The organism is Mycobacterium sp. 852002-10029_SCH5224772 (genome assembly GCF_001667315.1).
Taxonomy (GTDB): Bacteria; Actinomycetota; Actinomycetes; order Mycobacteriales; family Mycobacteriaceae; genus Mycobacterium.
Genome location: NZ_LZHT01000041.1, coordinates 125,419 through 144,004, shown reverse-complemented (window position 1 = coordinate 144,004; position 18,586 = coordinate 125,419). Strand labels below are relative to the sequence as shown.

The following is an 18,586-nucleotide window of genomic DNA, read 5'->3' as shown; positions in this document are numbered from 1 at the left end:
CTGTGACGACTGATCCGCTGGCCCCCCTGATGGAACTGCCCGGCGTCGCCGAGGCCAGTGACCGCGCCCGCGAGGCGCTCGGTCGCGCCCATCGCCACCGGGCCAATTTGCGCGGCTGGCCCGTGACCGCAGCCGAGGCCGCGCTGCGGGCTGCCCGCGCGTCGTCGGTCCTCGACGGTGGCCCCATCCGGCTGGAGGACCTCGCCGACGCCGGAAGGGTGAGCGATCCGGTGTTCGCCGGGGCGCTTCGGGTGGCGCAGGCGCTCGAGGGCGGCGAAGGCCCGCTCGTCGGCAGCTGGCGACGAGCGCCGCTGCAGGCGTTGGCCCGTCTGCACATGCTGGCCGCGGCCGACCAAGCCGAGGCCGAGCGGTTGGGTCGCCCCCGCGCCGATGCCGGCGTGGGCCCGCGGCTGGAGTCCTTGGCGGACTTGGTGACCGGCCGCACCCAGGCGCCTGCCCCGGTGATCGCGGCGGTCGCGCACGGCGAGTTGTTGACGCTGAAGCCATTCGGCAGTTCTGACGGCGTGGTTGCGCGCGCGGTGTCGAGGCTGGTGACCATCGCCAGTGGGCTGGACCCGCATGGGTTGGGCGTGCCCGAGGTCAGCTGGATGCGTCAACCCGCGGCCTATCGCGACGCGGCGCAGGGTTTCGCCGACGGCACGCGTGAGGGCGTGGGGGCGTGGCTGGTGCTGTGTTGCCGAGCGATGCAAGCCGGTGCGAAAGAGGCTTTGGCGATCGCCGACTCGATGTCGAATCGGTAGCTGAAGCGATACCCGACCCGCCGGGAAATCGGCACCGGACGCTCGGTCTGAAAAATGCAGAGCGGGCGACGTCCCGAATGATCGGTCCGCCGCCCGCTAGCACGGGACTCGGTTACCAAGCGTGCATTTCTGGGCTGCGTGGGTTGGCCTCGGCGATCTCGCGACGCTTCTGGTTGCAGCCCCACCCAAAGGGCCGTCGACACTTCCGCTTTTCGCAATTACGCAGGCCCGCAACACTTCTGCCATTTTCGCGGCTATGACTCCGCGTGGGTGCCGGGCACCGTGCTGGGCGCCCGGATCAGGAGATCGAACCTTCTCTTCCGGATCGACCTAGGCCTCACCGGGCTTCCGTGGTTCCTTTGTACTACTAGACCCTTAGCACAGCAAGGCCCAATTTTGCGAAGTCTGCCAAGCCGTATTGGATTGTGCGGCCAACGTGTTTGCTGCCCGGCCGCCCCGAGGATCTGGTCTAGAACGCGTAGCGGCGCAACAACGAGTAGGTGACCGCCCCGGCCGCCAACGCGCTGATGCCTACCGCGGCGGTGGTGGCGATCGCCGCACCGGACGGCGCCGTGATGCGATCCCGCAAGGACACCGGGCGGGAGAACGACATCACGGGCCACCCGCGTTCGAGGGCTTCCCTACGCAGTCCGCGGTCGGGATTGACCACGCTGGGGTTGCCGACCGACTCGAGCATCGGCAGGTCGGTGATCGAGTCGGAGTACGCGTAGCAGTGTTCCAGCGGGTAGCCCTCGCGGGTGGCCAGCTCGCGGATCGCTTGGACCTTGCCCTCGCCGTAGCAGTAGAACGCGATCTCGCCGGTGTACCGGCCGTCCTCGACGACCATCCGGGTCGCCATCGCGTGGGTGGCACCCAGGGCCCGTGCGATGGGCGCGACGATTTCCTCGCCGGAGGCCGACACGACCACGACGTCACGCCCGCACAATTTGTGGGCCGCGATCAGGTCGGCGGCTTCGGCGAACACCAGTGGGGTCACGATGTCGTGCAGCGTCTCGTTGACGATCGACTTGACCTGCTCCACGTCCCAGCCGGTGCACATGTTGGTCATGTGGGCACGCATCCGATCCATCTGGTCATGATCGGCACCGGAGAGCAAATAGATGAACTGGGCGTAGCTGGACTTGAGAACGGCGCGGCGATTGAGCAGCCCCTGCGCAAAAAACGGTTTGCTGAAAGCCAGCGTGCTGGACTTGGCAATGATCGTCTTGTCCAGATCGAAGAAGGCTGCCGTGCGGGCGTGGGAAGTGGTGCTTGCCGCTGATTGCCCCGCGGCTGACTGCTCCCCAGCCGGGTCGAAGACGGTCACGGACCCAGCATAGGTCGACGGTGCCGTCGCGCCGCGATCCCGCACCGGAAATGGCCGCTCAGGGCCATGCGGGAGGCCGGTGGAGCAGTGTTTTCGCGGCTCAAGGTCATTTTTCAGTAAATGATCTATTGCATTATTGCGGACTGTCATGTGTATAGTAAGCATTACTCGGCCTTGAGCCGAGGGTGCATCAGCCCGACCCCCCGGGGCTGATGCACGACGACCCTCGCCTCCTCCCCCCCTGGCGGGGGTCGTCCCTTTTCTCGGGTCTTTTTGGGCCGGTTCCCCGCGGTTTCGAGCGCTCGGACCGGCCCTTGACGCGTTGCGGGGAGTTCGTCCGTCGTCGCTGGCGCAACGCCGCCGCACGCGGTTTGTGCACACTCGCGTCTCTATCCCCAAATCCGCATTTGGGACTGGTGTGCCAAGGTTGGGGCCCCGCACAGTGGACGGATGGCTGGCACTTACGGATCGGACGACCCCCGTCGCGCGGCGGGTTCCGCAGGGGTGTTGGCGATGCTGGCCGAGCCCGAACTGCGCGCCGAGGTGGATCGGGTGGCGGCCGCCGCCGGGGTACGCGTGGTGCATGCCGCCGACGCGTCGCCGGTGAGCCGTAAGACCTGGGCGGCGGCCGCGGCCGTCGTGCTGGACGCGCGGGCGGCCGCGCGCTGCGGGCGCTGGGCGCTGCCACGCCGCGACCACGTGACCGTGCTGACGGTGGCCGAGCCCGAGACGACGACGTGGGCGGCCGCCGTCAGCGTCGGCGCAAAGCATGTGCTGCGACTGCCCGGGCAAGCGGGCGATCTGGTTGGTGAACTCGCCGAAGCCACCGAGTCGGCACGCGACGACGGGTCGCGCGGCCACGCGGTCGCCGTCATCGGAGGCTGCGGCGGCGCCGGCGCCTCTTTGCTCGCGGTCGCCCTGGCTCAGGCCGCCACCGATGCGCTGCTGGTGGATCTCGACCCGTGGGGTGGCGGCATCGAATTGTTGCTCGGCGGTGAGAACGCGCCGGGGTTGCGCTGGCCGGATCTTGCGCTGCAGGGTGGACGGCTCGCCTGGCCGGCGGTGCGCGATGCGTTGCCACGACACCGCGGAGTCAGCGTCCTGTCCGGGACTCGGCGCGGCTACGAGGTGGGTGCCGGGCCGGTGCACGCCGTCATCGACGCCGGCCGCCGGGGGGCGGTCAGCGTGATCTGCGACCTGCCCCGCCGCTTCACCGATGCGACCCAGGCCGCCCTGAGCGCCGCCGACCTTGTCGTCGTCGTCAGCCGCTGTGATGTGCGCGCGTGCGCCGCGACCGGCGCGATGGCTCCGGTCCTGGCCTCCATCAATCCCAACGTGGGCCTGGTGGTGCGGGGTCCGTCGCCGGGCGGACTGCGCGCGGCCGAGATCGCCGAGATCGCCGGCCTGCCGTTGCTGGCGGCGATCAAAGCGCAGCCGCAACTGGGCGAGCAGGTCGAGCGGGGCGGCCTGCGAATGGGGCGGCGGTCTGCGCTCGCCGTGGCGGCCCGCGAGGTGCTGGGCGTGCTGCCTCCCGCCGGTGCACGGCCGGGGCGAAACGGGCGGGCCGCGTGAGCGGTTCACTGATCGAGCGTGTCCGCGAGCGACTGGCCACCGAAGCCGGGCCGCTGGGGCCTTCCGCGGTGGCCGCCGCGATCCGGGCCGAGTCCGGCGGGATGCTCGGCGACACCGAGGTGCTGGCCAATCTCCGTGTGCTGCAGACCGAACTCACCGGCGCCGGTATCCTCGAACCGCTGCTCTGCGCGGACGGTACGACCGACGTCTTGGTCACCGCACCGGACGCGGTATGGGTCGACGACGGGAACGGTCTGCGGCGCACCGGGATTCGCTTCCCCGACGAGGCCGCAGTGCGGCGGTTGGCGCAGCGGCTGGCGCTGGCCGCCGGTCGGCGGCTCGATGACGCGCAACCCTGGGTGGATGGCGAGCTGACCGGAATCGGAGCCCGGGGATTTGCGGTGCGGCTACACGCGGTGCTGCCGCCGGTGGCCGCCGCGGGCACCTGTTTGTCGCTGCGGGTGCTGCGGCCCGCCAGCCAGGATTTGGCGGCCCTGACCGCCGCGGGTGCGATCGAGCCCGCGGCCGCTGCGCTGGTCGCCGAGATCATCGCTGCGCGGCTGGCGTTCCTGGTGAGCGGTGGAACCGGTGCGGGCAAGACGACGTTGCTCGCCGCGATGCTGGGCGCCGTGCCGCACGCCGAACGGATCGTCTGCGTCGAGGATGCTGCCGAATTGGCCCCGCGGCACCCCCATCTGGTGAAACTCGTCGCGCGGTGCGCCAACGTCGAAGGCGTCGGCGAAGTCCCGGTGCGCCAACTGGTCCGGCAGGCGCTTCGGATGCGGCCCGACCGCATCGTGGTCGGCGAGGTGAGGGGCGCTGAAGTGGTGGACCTGCTGGCGGCGCTGAACACCGGGCACGACGGCGGCGCGGGCACCGTGCACGCCAACAGCCCCGGCGAGGTACCCGCCCGCCTGGAGGCACTGGGCGCGCTCGGCGGTCTCGACCGTGCCGCGCTGCACAGCCAACTCGCCGCGGCCGTCCGGGTGCTGCTGCATGTCGAGCGCGACCGTACCGGTCAGCGACGACTCAGTGAAATCGCTGTGCTGCAACCGGTTCGAGGAGAGGTCCGGGCGGTCACGGCGTGGCACGCGGATCGAGGGATGACCGACGACGCCCCGCAGCTGCGGCGCGTCTTGCAAAGCCGGACGCCGGCGTGAACGGCCCGCAGATCGACGCGCTGCTGTTGTCGCTCGCGCTGGTCGCCGGTCGGCCCTCACCCCGCCGGCGGCTCTGCCCGGTGGCGCCACCGGGGCGGCGGCTCCCGGCGAACGGGCTTCGCGGGGCGGGTTGGGTCGCAGCAGGTCTCGGCGGCGCCGCCGTGGTCTTGCTGCCGCTCACCACCATTCTTTGCGTCACGGTCGTGGCCGCGACCGCGAGCCTGCGTTATCGTCGCCGCCGCCGCATCCGGCGGGCCGGCCGTGAGGGGCACGCGCTGGAGACCGCGCTGGATGTGCTGGTCGGTGAACTGCGGGCCGGCTCGCATCCGGTGCGCGCTTTCGGCGTCGCCGCCGACGAGACCGCCGGCGCGGTCGCGGTGTCGCTGCGCTCGGTGGCGGCGCGGGCCCGGCTCGGGGCCGATGTTGCGGCGGGCCTGGCCGCCGCATCCTGCTCCTCGGCGCTGCCCGCGCATTGGGAACGGCTCGCGCTGTGCTGGCAGCTGGCCACTGACAATGGGTTGGGGATAGCCACCCTGATGCGCGCCGCCCAACGCGATATCGCTGAGCGGCAACGGTTCTCGGCGCGCGTTTTATCGAGCCTGGCCGGCGCGCGCGCAACCGCGGCGATACTGGCCGCTCTACCGGTGCTGGGCGTGCTGTTGGGTCAACTGATCGGAGCCCGGCCGCTGGCGTTCTTGCTGGGCGGGCAGGCGGGCGGATGGCTCTTGCTCATCGGCGCGACACTGACATGCGGCGGGCTGTTGTGGTCGGACCGCATCGCCGATCGGGTGGCGCCGTGAACCGGGAGGCACCATGAGTCTCGTGGCGACGCTGCTGGCCGTGGCACTATTAATCGGTCCCGGTCCGTCACTGACGCGACGACGTGCCGGGATGCCGGTGCGCGGGGGTCGGGTGCGGCCGGCGCCCGGGCGACCGGATGGCCCGGATCCGCTGGCGGTCGCGTCCTGTCTCGACGTGCTGGCCGTGTGCCTGGGGGCGGGCATGGCGGTGTCGACCGCCGCGGCGGCCGCCGCACCGTCCGCGCCGCCGCAGCTGGCCCGCGTCCTGCGCCGCGCCGCCGACCTGCTGGCGCTCGGCGCCGATCCCGCTGTGGCATGGTCGATTCCGTCGGATCAGTCCGCGGACCCGGGCGACACGCAGATCGACGCACTGCTGCGGTTGGCGCGCCGTTCGGCGTCCTCGGGTGCGGCGCTGGCCGGCGGTGTCGCCGAGTTGGCCGACCAGTCCCGCCACGACGCCGCGCACGCGGCCACCGCCGCCGCCGAGCGGGCCGGGGTGCTGATCGCCGGGCCGCTCGGCCTGTGCTTCTTGCCGGCGTTCGTCTGCCTGGGCATCGTCCCCGTGGTGGCCGGTTTAGCCGGTGATGTGCTGCGGTCGGGCCTGCTGTGAAACGAAAGGAAACCCTTGATGATCAACGTGTTTCGCCAATTCGCCGAGCGCGTGGCCGTCCTGGCGGCCGACGAGTCGGGCATGTCGACGGTCGAGTACGCCATCGGCACCATCGCCGCGGCGGCCTTCGGCGCGGTGCTGTACGCGGTGGTCACCGGCGACTCCATCGTGTCGGCGCTGACCAACATCATCGGTCGCGCCCTCAACACCAAGGTGTAGCCGGCAGTGCCGGCGCGAGCACCGTTGAGGCGGCGCTGGGCATCGCCTCGCTCGTGGTGGTGCTGGTGGTGTGCCTGGCCGGTGTCAGCGCGGTTTCGATGCAGGTGCGCTGCATCGACGCCGCCCGCGAGGCCGCCCGGCTGGCCGCCCGCGGCGACGAACGCTCCGCCGTGGCCGCCGCCGTGCGGCTCGCGCCCAGCGGGGCGCGGGTCGATCTGCATCGCGACGGGAAATTTTTGGTGGCCACGGTTGCCGCGCATTCGAAGTTCTTGCCCGCCTTGGATATTGCCGCCAAAGCGGTCGCCGCAGCGGAGCCGTCACGATGATCGGGGCTCGGCCACACTGGTGGCGGCCTGGATGGTCGTGGTGTTGCTATGGGCAACCGGCGTCGCCGCCTATCTCGGTTCGGCGGTGGTGGCCCGTCACCGCGCACAGGCGGCAGCCGACCTGTCCGCCCTGGCCGCGGCGGCCGACCTGACGTCCGGATCCGGCGCGGCCTGCGTCAGGGCGGTTGCCGTCGCCCGCGAGATGCGGGTCGACGACATCGGCTGTGTGGTCGACGGTCTCGATGTCGTCATCACGGCGCGGGTGGCGGTCGTGGTCGCCGGTACGGCGAGGGCAACCGCGCGGGCGGGGCCGACGAACGGCGTGGATGACTAGGGCGTCTGCGGCAGTCCCGCGGCGGCAAGTTCGTCATCGGTGGGCAAGCGCAGGGACACCAGCCCGGCGTACGTATCGGGCTCCAGCTCTACCCGGTTGATGGTGACATGCATCGGCACCCAATCCCCGTCGTGCCCGGGCAGGCGCAACACCCGGCTGGTGGCGCCCCCACCGAATTCCGTTGTCATGGTGGACATCACGTCATGATCGTCGGGATGGACCCGCGGCTTTCCCGTCTCACTGCTTCGCCAGTCGTAAAAGGGGCAGGGCTCGTCGAGCCATTTCAACAGGGTCCAGTTGTTGAGGTCGATCAGCGCGCGGTGAACTCCGGCTTGCGCGAGGCCGCTGAGGATCCGCTGCGCCAGATCATCGGTCGACACCGCAGGACCCTTCAGTTCGGATTGCCAATTGATCGCCCGCGCCACCAAGTGCTCACGGCCGTCGGGGCCCGGCTCCAGAATCGTGCGCGCAACGAAGCCTATCCGGATGGCGTTTCCATGCCAGTCGGTGAGATCCCAGGTGCTGCACAATGTTTGGTCGGGCTTGGCCTTGACCGCCATGGCCAGCACTTTGGTTTCGTTCGGGTTGAGTTCGCGGGAGGGAAGGTCTTCGGCGAAGGCCCTGCCGAAGGTGACTTCGACTTCGGGATTCTTGCCGCTGTTGATCAGCGATTCGCGGGTGTCGGTCGCCACCCCCAGGGTCAGGTCCCACTTCAGCGGCCCCGGAATCGGGCGCTCGGGCGGGTCGATGTCGGAGGGGCCGGTCCACACGTGCACGCCGTGGATGAGACCGTCGGACATCACCACCGGTTCGGTGCGAATGATGCGATCACGCTTGGGCGTGATGCTGGTCAGGGCCTGGCCGGTCTGCACCGACTCGGCGATCGCCGTGCGGACCGCGGCGAGATAGGGGCTGCGGCGCAAGAACGTGGTGATCGGGACGAGATTTTTGAGTTGGCGGCCCTGCGCCACAACGGTGGGATCACCCCCGAGCGTCTCCACGAGCAACCAGTCGTGGGCCATGCGGCTGATTTTACGGCGACGGGATCCGGGTGTGGGAGCGGGTGAACCGACGGACGATCTCGCCGGCCCCGTCGGGTGGGCTCAGCGTGACTCTCGCGCCAGTTCCGCGAGGACCAGCCGCAGCACCAGAACCGCGCCCGCCTTGTCGAGCGGGTCGTTGCCGTTGCCGCACTTGGGGGACTGCACACAGGACGGGCACCCCCGGGGGCATTCGCATGCCTCGATGGCGGCGGCAGTCGCGGCGAGCCAGGTGCGGGCCTGACGAAAGCCCCGTTCGGCGAATCCCGCGCCGCCCGGATACCCGTCGTAGACGAAGACACTGGGCAGCCCGTCGGGTCCGGGTCCCACCGCGGTGGACATGCCGCCGATGTCGCCGCGGTCGCAGCTGGCGACCAACGGCAGCAGCCCGATGGCCGCATGTTCGGCCGCATGCAACGATCCCGGAATCCGCGTGCCGTCAATACCCTTGCACAGCAACGCATCCTCGGTGATGGTGTACATCACCGCCGTGGTGGCCAGCGTGTGTTCTCCCATGTCCAATTCGATGAAGTCGATCACCTCCCCCGAGAGCCGGCGGCGCAGATACCCCACCACCCGGTGCGTGACCCGCACCGGAACCAGCCCCAGCGTGACTGGGCCGAAGGCCAACCGCTCACCGGCGCCCGTGACGGCGATGTCGGTGATCTCCCGCGCGAACGTCGCATAACCGGGATCCTCGGCGTGGACGAAGGCGATGCCCTCCTCGGTGTCCAGGGAGTCCACCACGTAACTGTCGCCTTGATGCAGATACACCGCCCCCGGGTGCACCGAAACCGGCGCCTGGCCCACGCCGACACTACCCAGCAACCGCCCGGTGTCGGCCTCCACGATGACGATCTGCCCGCCCGTCGAGCCCCGGATGTCCACCGCGGCATGCGGTTCCAGCCCAGGCACCGGGAAGTACTTTCCACTCCGTCTCCGCAGCAGCCCGTCATCGACCAAGCCGTCCGCTACGTCGGTGGCGCCGAATTCGCGCACCTCGGCCTCGTCCAGCGGAAGTTCGGTTGCCGCGCAGAGCAATTGCGGACCCAGAATGTACGGGTTGCCCGGGTCGATGACGACCCGCTCGACCGGCTTGTCCAGCAGCGCGGCGGGGTGGTGCACCAGATACGTGTCCAGCGGATCGTCACGCGCGATCAGCACCACCAGCGCCCCCTGGCCACGCCGCCCGGACCGGCCGGCCTGCTGCCAGAACGACGCGACCGTGCCGGGAAAACCGGCGAGCACCACCGCGTCCAACCCGGCGATGTCCACGCCCAGCTCCAGCGCATTGGTAGTGGCCAGGCCTCGAAGCCGGCCCTCGGCCAGAGCACGCTCCAGCGCGGTGCGGTCCTCGGCGAGGTACCCGGCCCGATACGAGGCCACCGTCCCGGAAAGCTCCGGAGCGATGTCGTCCAACCTCGCCTGCGCGCCCAGCGCGGTCAATTCCGCTGCGCGGCGCGACCGTACGAAGGTCAGGGTCTGGGCTCCCTCGGCGATCAGGTCGGCCATGACGCGCGCCGCCTCCGCGCCCGCCGAGCGGCGCACCGGGGCGTCGTTCTCGCCAACCAGGTCGGCCCGCAGCGCGGGCTCCCACAGCGCCACGGTCCGCGCCCCTTGCGGTGAACCGTCTTTGGTGACCTCCTGAACCGGAAGCCCGATGAGCTCGGCGGCCGTCGCGCCCGGGGAATCGGTTGTCGCGCTGGCGAAGATCACCGTCGGCGCACTCGAATAGCGGGCGCACAACCGCAACAAGCGGCGCAGCACCATCGCCACATTTGAGCCGAACACTCCACGGTAGTAATGACATTCGTCGACGACTACGAATCGCAGACCACGCAACAGGACAGCCCAGCGGGCATGGTTGCGCAGGATCGACAAATGGATCATGTCGGGGTTGGAGAACAACCAGCGAGAGCGCTCCCGCGCGAAGCGTCGAACCTCGGCGGGGCTGTCGCCGTCGTAGGCGGTGGGTGCGACGTCATGGCACCGCGGAATCGCCGCGGTCAGCGCGTGCGCGGCCCGCAGCTGGTCATGCCCCAGCGCCTTGGTCGGCGACAGGTAGAGCACCCGGGCCCGCGGATCGGTCGCCAGCGCGTTGAGGACGGGAAGTTGGTAGGCCAGCGACTTGCCCGACGCGGTGCCGGTGCTCACCACCACATGGCGGCCCGCGTAGGCGAGGTCCGCGGCCGCGGACTGATGCGACCACGGTGAGTTGATCCCGCGGTCGGCGAACGCCTTGACGACGTCGGGCTCGGCCCACGCCGGCCAATCATGCGGCCGGCCGCTGCGCGGCGGCAGTTCGGCGACGTGGCGCAGCGGGTGCTCGTCCGTCGCGGTTCCGGCGAGCGCGGCGGCAAGCAAGTCACTGCCGAAACTCGCCATCTCACCCCGCTTGGCATCGCTCATGGAATCGCTCTTCGAATCGGGCAAACACACAAGTCTGTCGCCGACGCGACGAACATGGTTGACTATTTGCGGTCGCAGCTTCTGTGTTCGTGTCAAACTTTCGCAGGATCGACGTTGCGGCCGCGGTTCCTGCGAGGTTAATCGGTCGGGTGAAGTTCCGGCGACTCAGCGAGGTATGGCGGTCGTACCAGGCCCGGGGCATCGAAAGGCGATGCCCCGCACCCAGAAGAAAAGGAAAGATCGAGAGATGCCACAGGGAACTGTGAAGTGGTTCAATGCGGAGAAGGGCTTTGGGTTCATTGCCCCCGAAGACGGTTCCGCGGATGTGTTTGTCCACTACACGGAGATCCAGGGTTCGGGCTTCCGCACCCTCGAAGAAAACCAGAAGGTCGAGTTCGAAATCGGCCACAGCCCTAAGGGCCCCCAGGCCACCGGAGTCCGCTCCCTGTAGAGAAGAGCAGACCTGAAACGGATACCCCCCGTGCAGCCCCGCCCAGCGGGCCCAGCCGGGGGGTTTCCTCTTTTTATCGGTTTCTATCGGCTTTTGCGCCACGCCGGTGCGGGCCGCCGCCGCGCCGGTTGCCTCAAGACGCGGATGGGCGCGAGGGCCTACTGTCGGATGGCGTGAGCCAGCTTTCCTTCTTCACAGCGGAATCGGTGCCGCCCACGGTCGCCGATCTTTCCGGGGTGCTGGCGGCGTCCGGACAAATCGTCACCGTCGGGGGTCCGGAGGCGCAGGGTGCGCGGCTGTCGGTGGTCGTGGACGCGTCCTGGCGCGCCGCGGCGCTGGCGGACATGATCCGCGAGGCGGGGCTGGTGGCCCAGATCGGCCGGACCGACGAAGACACCCCGCTGGTGCGGACGGCGGTGGATCCCTCGTTGAGCACTCTGGCCGCTGAATGGACGCGCGGCGCGGTCAAGACCGTGCCGCCGCGCTGGCTGCCCGGGCCGCGCGAGCTGCGGGCGTGGACGCTGGCAGCCGGCAACCCGGAGGGCGAGCATTACCTGCTGGCGCTGGACCCGCACGCGCCCGACACCCACTCGCCGCTGGCGTCGGCCCTGATGCGCGTCGGGATCGCGCCCACCCTGATCGGCACCCGCGGCGGTCGGCCGGCGCTGCGGATCAGCGGTCGCCGCAGGCTATCGCGCCTGGTAGAGAACGTGGGGGAGCCGCCCGACGGCGCCGAGGCACTGTCCCGATGGCCGCGGGTGTAGCCGACGGATAACGGGCGAATTTGCGGCGCGTTCCCGAGCGTCGGTTTGCGCAGGCCCGCCCCAGGGTGCGAAATTGTCAGGTGCCGCAGGGCGAAGGAACGGTCGCGCACCTGAATTTCACCGGAATTTTCGAAGCCGACCTGTCATTCTTCCTGCAGGTGGTCTCGCAGGGGGGACCAATCAGGGACGGAGCGTAAGGGCAGTTGGCTGACCCGAAAACGAAGGACAGCGCCGGCGGAGGCAATGGCACCCGCCGGCGACTTGTGATTGTCGAGTCGCCTACCAAGGCGCGCAAACTGGCCGGCTACCTGGGCTCCAGCTACATCGTCGAGTCGTCGCGCGGTCATATCCGCGACCTGCCCCGGGCCGCGGCCGACGTGCCCGCGAAATTCAAGTCCGAGCCGTGGGCGCGGCTCGGCGTCAACGTCGACGCGGACTTCGAACCGCTCTACATCATCAGCCCGGAGAAGAAGAGCACCGTCAGCGAGCTCAAGGGCTTGCTCAAAGACGTCGACGAGCTCTATCTCGCCACGGATGGTGACCGCGAGGGTGAAGCCATCGCCTGGCATCTGCTGGAAACCCTCAAGCCCAACATTCCGGTCAAGCGGATGGTGTTCCACGAGATCACCGAGCCGGCGATCCTGGAGGCCGCCGAACACCCGCGCGACCTCGACATCGACCTGGTCGACGCGCAGGAGACCCGCCGCATCCTGGACCGCCTCTACGGCTACGAGGTCAGCCCGGTGCTGTGGAAGAAGGTCGCGCCCAAGCTGTCGGCGGGCCGGGTCCAGTCGGTGGCTACCCGGATCATCGTGCAGCGCGAGCGCGACCGTATGGCGTTCCGCAGCGCGTCCTACTGGGACATCTTGGCCAGGCTGGATGCCAGCGTGTCCGACCCGCAGTCGTCGCCGCCCACCTTTACCGCCCGCTTGACGAACGTCGACGGCCTGCGGGTTGCCACCGGCCGTGACTTCGACTCGCTGGGGCAGCTGCGCAAGGCCGACGAGGTAACCATTCTCGACGAGGCGAGTGCGACCGAATTGGCCGCCGGGCTGCGCGGCGCCCAGCTGTCCGTCGCCTCGGTGGAGGAAAAGCCTTACACGCGGCGGCCGTACGCGCCGTTCATGACGTCGACGCTGCAGCAGGAAGCCGGCCGCAAGCTGCGCTTCTCGTCGGAGCGCACCATGAGCATCGCCCAGCGGCTCTACGAAAACGGCTACATCACCTATATGCGTACCGACTCGACGACGCTGTCTCAGTCGGCGATCAACGCCGCGCGCAACCAGGCGCGTCAGCTCTACGGCGAGGAATACGTCTCGCCGTCCCCGCGTCAGTACACCCGCAAGGTGAAGAACGCCCAGGAGGCGCACGAGGCGATCCGGCCCGCCGGCGAGACGTTCGCCACCCCGGACGCGGTGCGCCGTGAGCTCGACGGTGACGAATTCCGGCTCTACGAGCTGATCTGGCAACGCACGGTGGCCTCGCAGATGGCCGATGCGCGCGGCACCACGCTGAGCCTGCGGATCGGCGGCCGCTCCGGAAACAGAGAAGTGGTGTTCTCCGCCAGCGGCCGCACCATCACGTTCGCGGGCTTCCTGAAGGCCTACGTGGAGACGGTGGACGAGTTGGCCGGCGGTGAGGCCGACGACGCGGAGAGCCGGCTGCCGCAGCTCACCCAGGGCCAGCGGCTGGACGCCATCGAACTCACGCCTGACGGCCACGCCACCAACCCGCCGGCGCGCTACACCGAAGCGTCGTTGGTCAAGGCGCTCGAGGAGCTGGGCATCGGCCGGCCGTCGACGTATTCGTCGATCATCAAGACCATCCAGGACCGCGGCTACGTGCACAAGAAGGGCAGCGCCCTGGTGCCCTCCTGGGTCGCGTTCGCCGTAACCGGTTTGCTGGAACAGCATTTCGGCCGCCTGGTCGACTACGACTTCACCGCCGCGATGGAGGACGAGCTCGACGCGATCGCCTCGGGTCAGGAGCGGCGCACCGACTGGCTCAACAACTTCTACTTCGGCGGCGAGCATGGGGTGGCCGATTCGGTCGCCCGGTCCGGCGGCCTGAAGAAGCTCGTCGGCGTCAACCTGGAAGGCATCGACGCTCGAGAAGTCAACTCCATCAGGCTCTTTGACGACGAGCAGGGGCGTCCCGTCTACGTCCGGGTGGGCAAGAACGGGCCGTACCTGGAGCGCATGGTGACCGGTGACGACGGCGAGCGCACACCGCAGCGGGCCAACCTCAACGACTCGCTGACCCCCGACGAATTGACCCTCGAGCTGGCCGAGCAGCTGTTCGCCACACCGCAGGAGGGGCGCGTGCTGGGGGTGGACCCGGCGACGGGTCACGAGATCGTCGCCAAGGACGGCCGGTACGGCCCATACGTTTCCGAGGTCCTGCCGGAGCCGCCGCCCGGGGACGACGACGGCAGCGCCTCACCCGCGAAGAAGGGCAAGAAGCCCACCGGTCCTAAACCCCGCACCGGTTCGCTGCTGCGCACCATGGATTTGCAGACGGTCACGCTCGAGGATGCGCTGCGGCTGCTCTCGCTGCCGCGGGTGGTCGGTGTCGACCCCGACTCCGGCGAGGAGATCACCGCGCAAAACGGTCGCTACGGCCCATACCTGAAGCGCGGCACCGATTCTCGCTCACTGGCCACCGAGGAGCAGATGTTCGACATCACCCTCGAGGAAGCGCTGAAGATCTACGCCGAGCCGAAACGCCGTGGGCGCCAGGGCGCCGCGGCACCGCCGCTGCGTGAGCTGGGCGCCGATCCGGCGACGGGCAAGCCGATGGTGATCAAGGACGGTCGGTTCGGTCCGTATGTCACCGACGGCGAGACGAACGCGAGCCTGCGCAAGGGCGACGACGTGTTGTCGATCACCGACGAGCGCGCCGCCGAACTGCTGGCCGACCGCCGGGCCCGTGGTCCGGCGAAGCGTCCCGCCAAGAAGGCCACCCGCAAGTCCCCGGCCAAGAAGGCGGCGGCCAAGAAGACCGCCAAGCGCAGTTAGCTGTGTGCGTCGCTGGAAACCTCTTGCGGCGCAACCTCTTCCGGGGCGGCCAGCTTCACCGGCCGGGCCAGCTGGGTGGGCGCAATGCGGCCGCGCAGCTCGACCACCTCGCCGACGTCCCAGCGCAGGGCCTCGGCGTCCAGCGCGCCGCTGACCGCGATCGCCGACGCGAGCACGTGACCGGGCTCGAGTTTGGCCAGCTCGGTCAGCCGGGCGGCCTCGTTGACCGGGTCGCCGATCACCGTGTATTCGAAGCGGGCCTGCGCGCCGATGTGGCCGGCGATGGCCCGGCCGGACGACACCCCGATGCCGAAGTCGGCGGAACCGATAACCGGCAAGAGTTCGTCGTGCAATTCCCGGGCGGCGGCCAGCGCTCCGCCGGGGGAGTCGGGGTGCTCGATCGGTGCGCCGAAGATGGCCAGCGCGGCGTCACCCTGGAATTTGTTGACGAAGCCGCCGTGCCGGCCGACCGTGTCCACGACCACTCGGAAGAACTCGTTGAGCAGGTGGACAACCTCGGCGGGCGGCCGGGTCGAGGCCAGCTGGGTGGAGCCGACCAGGTCCACAAACAACACCGCGACGTCGCGCTCCTGGCCGCCCAGCTCGGTGCCGCGCTCGAGCGCCCGGCGGGCCACGTCCTCACCGACGTAGCGGCCGAACAGGTCGCGCAGCCGCTGCCGCTCGGACAGGTCGCGCACCATGTCGTTGAAGCCCGCCTGCAGCAGGCCCAGCTCGCTGGCGTCGTAGATCTGCATGTGCGCGTTGTAGTTTCCGCGCTGCACCTCGCTCAAAGCCCAGCGCAGCTGGCGTAGCGGATCGGCGATCGACATGGCCGCCAGCAGCGTGCTGATCAGCCCGACACCCAGCGCCGCCATCGCCAGCAACAGGATCGGGGTGAACAGCTTCTCCGGTGTGGCGTGCAGCAGGGAGGTTTTGTCGGCGACCACCGCCAGCACGATCGCCAGCACCGGCACGGCGGTGGACAGCATCCAGGTCAGCATCTGCCGCAGGATGACGCCGGGCGCCTTGACGTTCTCGGGCACCCCGCTGCGCAGGGCGGCCACCGCCACCGGCCGCAGCACCCGCTCGGCCTGCAGATAGCCGATGATCGCGGTCGCGGCTGCCCCCAGGGCCGTCGCGACGGCCACCACGGGTGCGGCGAATCGGGCCACCGACCAGCTGGCGATGATGAACACCACGCTGCCGATGCCCCAGACCACCATGCTGGCGACCGTGCGGTAGAAGGGCATGCGCAACGCGCGGCTGCGGGCCAGTTCGGTGGCGGCCGGGTCGACCTCGGCGAGCATGTTGTCGCGGCGCTGCCACCGGAATACCGGCATCAGCAGCCGCAGGTTCACTACGGAGTAGGCGAGGAACAGGACCACCAAAGCGGTCGCGAAAACCGCCAGGTTCAGCACCGGAAGATCCTGCAACTGGATCCGGTCCTCGGGCGGCAGTGCATAGCGCAGGAAGCCGAGCACGAAGAGGGCGCCGATGATGTCGGCCTGCAGCATGCTCAGCACGAACAGCGGCCACGGGGTGCGCACCACCCAGCGGACGAATGCGCTGATCCGCCCCGGTAGTGCCGCCGCCGTTGTCACCAACCCACCGTATCGGGCGGCGGTGACCTCCCGGAAACTTAATATCGATCTCGGCACGTCGCCCGAGGGCCGGCGACGACCCCGAAGATCACGGAATGGTCGCGGTACGGCAGCCGATCGGTGTCTGTCGGCCTCGCTGTCTACTGTTACCGATGATGTCCGGGGTGTTTGCGCGGCTGGTAGGCCAAGACGCGGTGACGGCTGAGCTGCTTGCCGCCGCCACAGCCTCCCGCGGTGACCCAGCCCACAGCGAAGCGGGCGCCGGGACTATGACACATGCCTGGCTGATCACGGGTCCGCCGGGGTCGGGGCGCTCGGTGGCGGCGCTGTGCTTCGCCGCGGCGCTGCAATGCACCGCCCCCGTCGACGACGGGGGCCCGGGCTGCGGGCGCTGCCATGCGTGCACGACGACCATGGCCGGCACCCACGCCGACGTGCGCCGGGTGATTCCCGAAGGCCTGTCCATCGGCGTCGACGAGATGCGCGCCATCGTGCAGATCGCGTCGCGGCGCCCGGCCACCGGCCACCGGCAGATCGTGGTGATCGAGGACGCGGATCGGCTGACCGAGGGCGCCGCCAACGCGCTACTGAAGGTCGTCGAGGAACCGCCGCCCTCGACGGTGTTCCTGCTGTGCGCGCCGTCGGTGGACCCCGAGGACATCGCCATCACGTTGCGGTCGCGGTGCCGGCACGTGGCGCTGGTGACGCCGTCGACCGAGGCGATCGCGCACGTGCTGGTGGACAGCGACGGCCTGAGTCCGGAAACCGCGGACTGGGCGGCGTCGGTCAGCGGCGGCCACGTCGGCCGGGCGCGCCGGCTGGCCACCGACCCGGAGGCCCGGGCGCGCCGGGAGCGGGCGCTGGGACTGGTGCGCGACGCCGCGACCCCCTCGCGGGCCTACGCCGCCGCCGAAGAGTTGGTGGCCGCGGCCGAAGCCGAGGCGGTGGTGCTGACCGCGGACCGCGCCGAAGCCGAGACCGAAGAGCTGCGCACGGCGCTTGGGGCCGGCGGCACCGGCAAGGGCACCGCGGGGGCGATGCGCGGTGCGGCAGGGGTGATCAAAGACCTTGAGCGGCGGCAGAAGTCGCGCCAGACCCGGGCCTCGCGCGACGCGCTGGACCGGGCGCTGATCGACCTGGCGACCTATTTCCGGGATGCGCTGATGGCCTCCGCGAACGCCGGGGCGGTGCGGGCCAACCATCCGGATATGGCCGAGAAGGTCGCGGCGCTGGCTGCCCATGCCCCGCCCGGTCGGCTGCTGCGCTGCATCGAGGCGGTCCTCGAATGCCGGGAGGCGCTGGCGATCAACGTCAAGCCCAAGTTCGCCGTCGACGCGATGGTCGCCACGATTGGCCAGGAACTGCGCGACTGAGTTGGGTCTGCCCGCGCGCCTGCCGTAGACTCGTGCCGCCCAGCGTGCGGGTATGCCGCCTTAGCTCAGTCGGTAGAGCGATTCACTCGTAATGAATAGGTCGGGGGTTCGATTCCCCCAGGCGGCTCCACATCAATGAGGGGTACCGGGTCCGGCGCCAGCACCTCGATCATGCGCTCGACTCGCTCCGTCACCGCGCCGCGTGACGCCCTGATCGCCGACACGTCGTCGAAATGACAAAGCCCGAGCAGTAGCAGGAACACGACCTTTGTCGTGGCTCGCGGGTTCGGGTCGGTCCCCGACAGGGCGCCGACGAAGCGATCACCGTAGTCACGGTGCCACTGAGCCAGCAACGACGCCAACCGGTCATCGCGCCGGCTGGCCTGATGCAACTCGGCGATCAGGCGCCGGTGCTGCGTCATCTCCGGGCGGAGATAGGCCATGGCGATGGCTTGCAGGGTTGGCGCGCCGCGACCCGCTCGTAGTGCGGCCGCGGTGATCTGGTCGAGGGCCCGCACCGCGGCTGCGTAGAGCAGCTCCTCGCGGTTGGGAAAGTGGTTGTAGACGGCGGTCGGAGAGACACCGGCCCGGTCCGCGATCAGCGGCAGCGTGCTGCCTTCGAAGCCCCGTTCGACGCAGACCTCGGCCGCCGCGTCGAGCAGTCGCAGAGCGGTGAGTTGTCCGTCCGAGTTGGGCGGGCGGCCCCGCGGGCGACGCGCCGGCGCATTCTGCTTGTTCGGCATGCGGCCATTGTGCTGGACGGACACCGCTGTGTCTTGGTTAAATGAGTAAATGTTCATATAGTGGACGCCGGGCCGCGCA

At 69.7% G+C, this 18,586-nt stretch carries 16 protein-coding genes, 1 tRNA gene and 1 pseudogene; 13 read left to right on the top strand and 5 right to left on the bottom strand.

The annotated features are described in order from the left end of the window. The first annotated feature begins 2 nt into the window (after nt 1-2). On the top strand, nt 3-761 hold the full coding sequence (locus A5775_RS09115) for an oxidoreductase (RefSeq protein ID WP_067250955.1): 759 nt from the start codon (nt 3-5) through the stop codon (nt 759-761). A gap of 469 nt (nt 762-1,230) precedes the next feature. On the opposite strand, the gene A5775_RS09110 is transcribed toward A5775_RS09115, so the two are convergent. Further along, complete coding sequence (locus tag A5775_RS09110) at nt 1,231-2,088, bottom strand: HAD-IB family hydrolase (RefSeq protein ID WP_067250953.1); 858 nt, start codon at nt 2,086-2,088, stop codon at nt 1,231-1,233. A 513-nt stretch (nt 2,089-2,601) separates the two neighbouring features. Here A5775_RS09110 and ssd point away from each other — a divergent pair. Genes ssd through A5775_RS09075 form a run of 7 tightly spaced genes read left to right on the top strand, consistent with a single transcriptional unit; the run spans nt 2,602 to nt 7,109 of the window. After that, a complete protein-coding gene (gene ssd / locus A5775_RS09105; protein WP_067251386.1) occupies nt 2,602-3,660 on the top strand; it encodes a septum site-determining protein Ssd in 1,059 nt (352 codons plus the stop codon). Continuing rightward, on the top strand, nt 3,657-4,820 hold the full coding sequence (locus tag A5775_RS09100) for a TadA family conjugal transfer-associated ATPase (RefSeq protein ID WP_067250951.1): 1,164 nt from the start codon (nt 3,657-3,659) through the stop codon (nt 4,818-4,820). The genes ssd and A5775_RS09100 overlap by 4 nt, the downstream gene beginning before the upstream one ends. Then, nucleotides 4,817-5,620: a type II secretion system F family protein gene (locus tag A5775_RS09095; RefSeq protein ID WP_067250949.1), complete on the top strand. Its 804-nt coding sequence runs from the start codon at nt 4,817-4,819 to the stop codon at nt 5,618-5,620. The genes A5775_RS09100 and A5775_RS09095 overlap by 4 nt, the downstream gene beginning before the upstream one ends. Nucleotides 5,621-5,633: 13 nt before the next feature. Next, nucleotides 5,634-6,230, top strand: a complete 597-nt coding sequence (locus A5775_RS09090) for a type II secretion system F family protein (RefSeq protein ID WP_067250947.1) — start codon at nt 5,634-5,636, stop codon at nt 6,228-6,230. Nucleotides 6,231-6,248: 18 nt separating this feature from the next. Continuing rightward, nucleotides 6,249-6,449 (top strand): DUF4244 domain-containing protein, encoded by a 201-nt coding sequence (locus tag A5775_RS09085; RefSeq protein ID WP_067250945.1) that lies wholly within the window; start codon nt 6,249-6,251, stop codon nt 6,447-6,449. A gap of 35 nt (nt 6,450-6,484) precedes the next feature. Further along, nucleotides 6,485-6,775: a TadE family type IV pilus minor pilin gene (locus A5775_RS09080; RefSeq protein WP_197512467.1), complete on the top strand. Its 291-nt coding sequence runs from the start codon at nt 6,485-6,487 to the stop codon at nt 6,773-6,775. Nucleotides 6,776-6,794: 19 nt separating this feature from the next. Beyond that, nucleotides 6,795-7,109, top strand: coding sequence for an Rv3654c family TadE-like protein (locus tag A5775_RS09075; RefSeq protein WP_369827808.1), 315 nt, complete (start codon nt 6,795-6,797; stop codon nt 7,107-7,109). Here the strand turns inward: A5775_RS09075 and A5775_RS09070 are convergent. Both A5775_RS09070 and A5775_RS09065 read right to left on the bottom strand, forming a co-directional pair. After that, a complete protein-coding gene (locus A5775_RS09070) occupies nt 7,106-8,131 on the bottom strand; it encodes a PAS domain-containing protein (RefSeq protein ID WP_067250943.1) in 1,026 nt (341 codons plus the stop codon). The genes A5775_RS09075 and A5775_RS09070 overlap by 4 nt on opposite strands. Nucleotides 8,132-8,212: 81 nt before the next feature. Continuing rightward, entirely contained in the window at nt 8,213-10,534 is a 2,322-nt protein-coding gene (locus A5775_RS09065; protein ID WP_067251380.1) for a DEAD/DEAH box helicase, read from the bottom strand. 271 nt (nt 10,535-10,805) lie between these two features. Here A5775_RS09065 and cspA point away from each other — a divergent pair, with 271 nt between their 5' ends. The 3 genes from cspA to topA all read left to right on the top strand — a co-directional run bounded on the left by cspA (nt 10,806) and on the right by topA (nt 14,790). Then, nucleotides 10,806-11,009, top strand: coding sequence for a cold shock protein CspA (cspA, locus tag A5775_RS09060; RefSeq protein WP_007772268.1), 204 nt, complete (start codon nt 10,806-10,808; stop codon nt 11,007-11,009). A 173-nt stretch (nt 11,010-11,182) separates the two neighbouring features. Further along, nucleotides 11,183-11,773, top strand: a complete 591-nt coding sequence (locus A5775_RS09055; RefSeq protein WP_067250941.1) for a hypothetical protein — start codon at nt 11,183-11,185, stop codon at nt 11,771-11,773. A 203-nt stretch (nt 11,774-11,976) separates the two neighbouring features. Next, on the top strand, nt 11,977-14,790 hold the full coding sequence (topA, locus tag A5775_RS09050; RefSeq protein WP_067250939.1) for a type I DNA topoisomerase: 2,814 nt from the start codon (nt 11,977-11,979) through the stop codon (nt 14,788-14,790). Here the strand turns inward: topA and A5775_RS09045 are convergent. Further along, complete coding sequence (locus tag A5775_RS09045; RefSeq protein WP_156660631.1) at nt 14,787-16,448, bottom strand: adenylate/guanylate cyclase domain-containing protein; 1,662 nt, start codon at nt 16,446-16,448, stop codon at nt 14,787-14,789. The two genes, topA and A5775_RS09045, sit on opposite strands and share 4 nt — an antisense overlap. A gap of 98 nt (nt 16,449-16,546) precedes the next feature. Between A5775_RS09045 and A5775_RS09040 the strand changes: the two genes are divergently transcribed. Continuing rightward, a complete protein-coding gene (locus A5775_RS09040; protein ID WP_156660630.1) occupies nt 16,547-17,764 on the top strand; it encodes a DNA polymerase III subunit delta' in 1,218 nt (405 codons plus the stop codon). A gap of 54 nt (nt 17,765-17,818) precedes the next feature. Then, nucleotides 17,819-17,894, top strand: a tRNA-Thr gene (locus A5775_RS09035). A gap of 406 nt (nt 17,895-18,300) precedes the next feature. Here the strand turns inward: A5775_RS09035 and A5775_RS26215 are convergent. Further along, nucleotides 18,301-18,507 (bottom strand): annotated as a pseudogene (locus A5775_RS26215) (TetR/AcrR family transcriptional regulator); the annotation flags it as partial. Nucleotides 18,508-18,586: the final 79 nt, after the last annotated feature.

What these genes read in the sequence shown, in the direction of transcription:
- ssd (WP_067251386.1), top strand. Translation starts at nt 2,602, where the DNA reads ATGCTGGCCGAGCCCGAACTGCGCGCCGAGGTGGATCGGGTGGCGGCC.
- A5775_RS09090 (WP_067250947.1), top strand. Translation starts at nt 5,634, where the DNA reads ATGAGTCTCGTGGCGACGCTGCTGGCCGTGGCACTATTAATCGGTCCC.
- A5775_RS09085 (WP_067250945.1), top strand. Translation starts at nt 6,249, where the DNA reads ATGATCAACGTGTTTCGCCAATTCGCCGAGCGCGTGGCCGTCCTGGCG.
- A5775_RS09070 (WP_067250943.1), bottom strand. Translation starts at nt 8,131, where the DNA reads ATGGCCCACGACTGGTTGCTCGTGGAGACGCTCGGGGGTGATCCCACC.
- A5775_RS09065 (WP_067251380.1), bottom strand. Translation starts at nt 10,534, where the DNA reads ATGGCGAGTTTCGGCAGTGACTTGCTTGCCGCCGCGCTCGCCGGAACC.
- cspA (WP_007772268.1), top strand. Translation starts at nt 10,806, where the DNA reads ATGCCACAGGGAACTGTGAAGTGGTTCAATGCGGAGAAGGGCTTTGGG.
- A5775_RS09040 (WP_156660630.1), top strand. Translation starts at nt 16,547, where the DNA reads ATGTCCGGGGTGTTTGCGCGGCTGGTAGGCCAAGACGCGGTGACGGCT.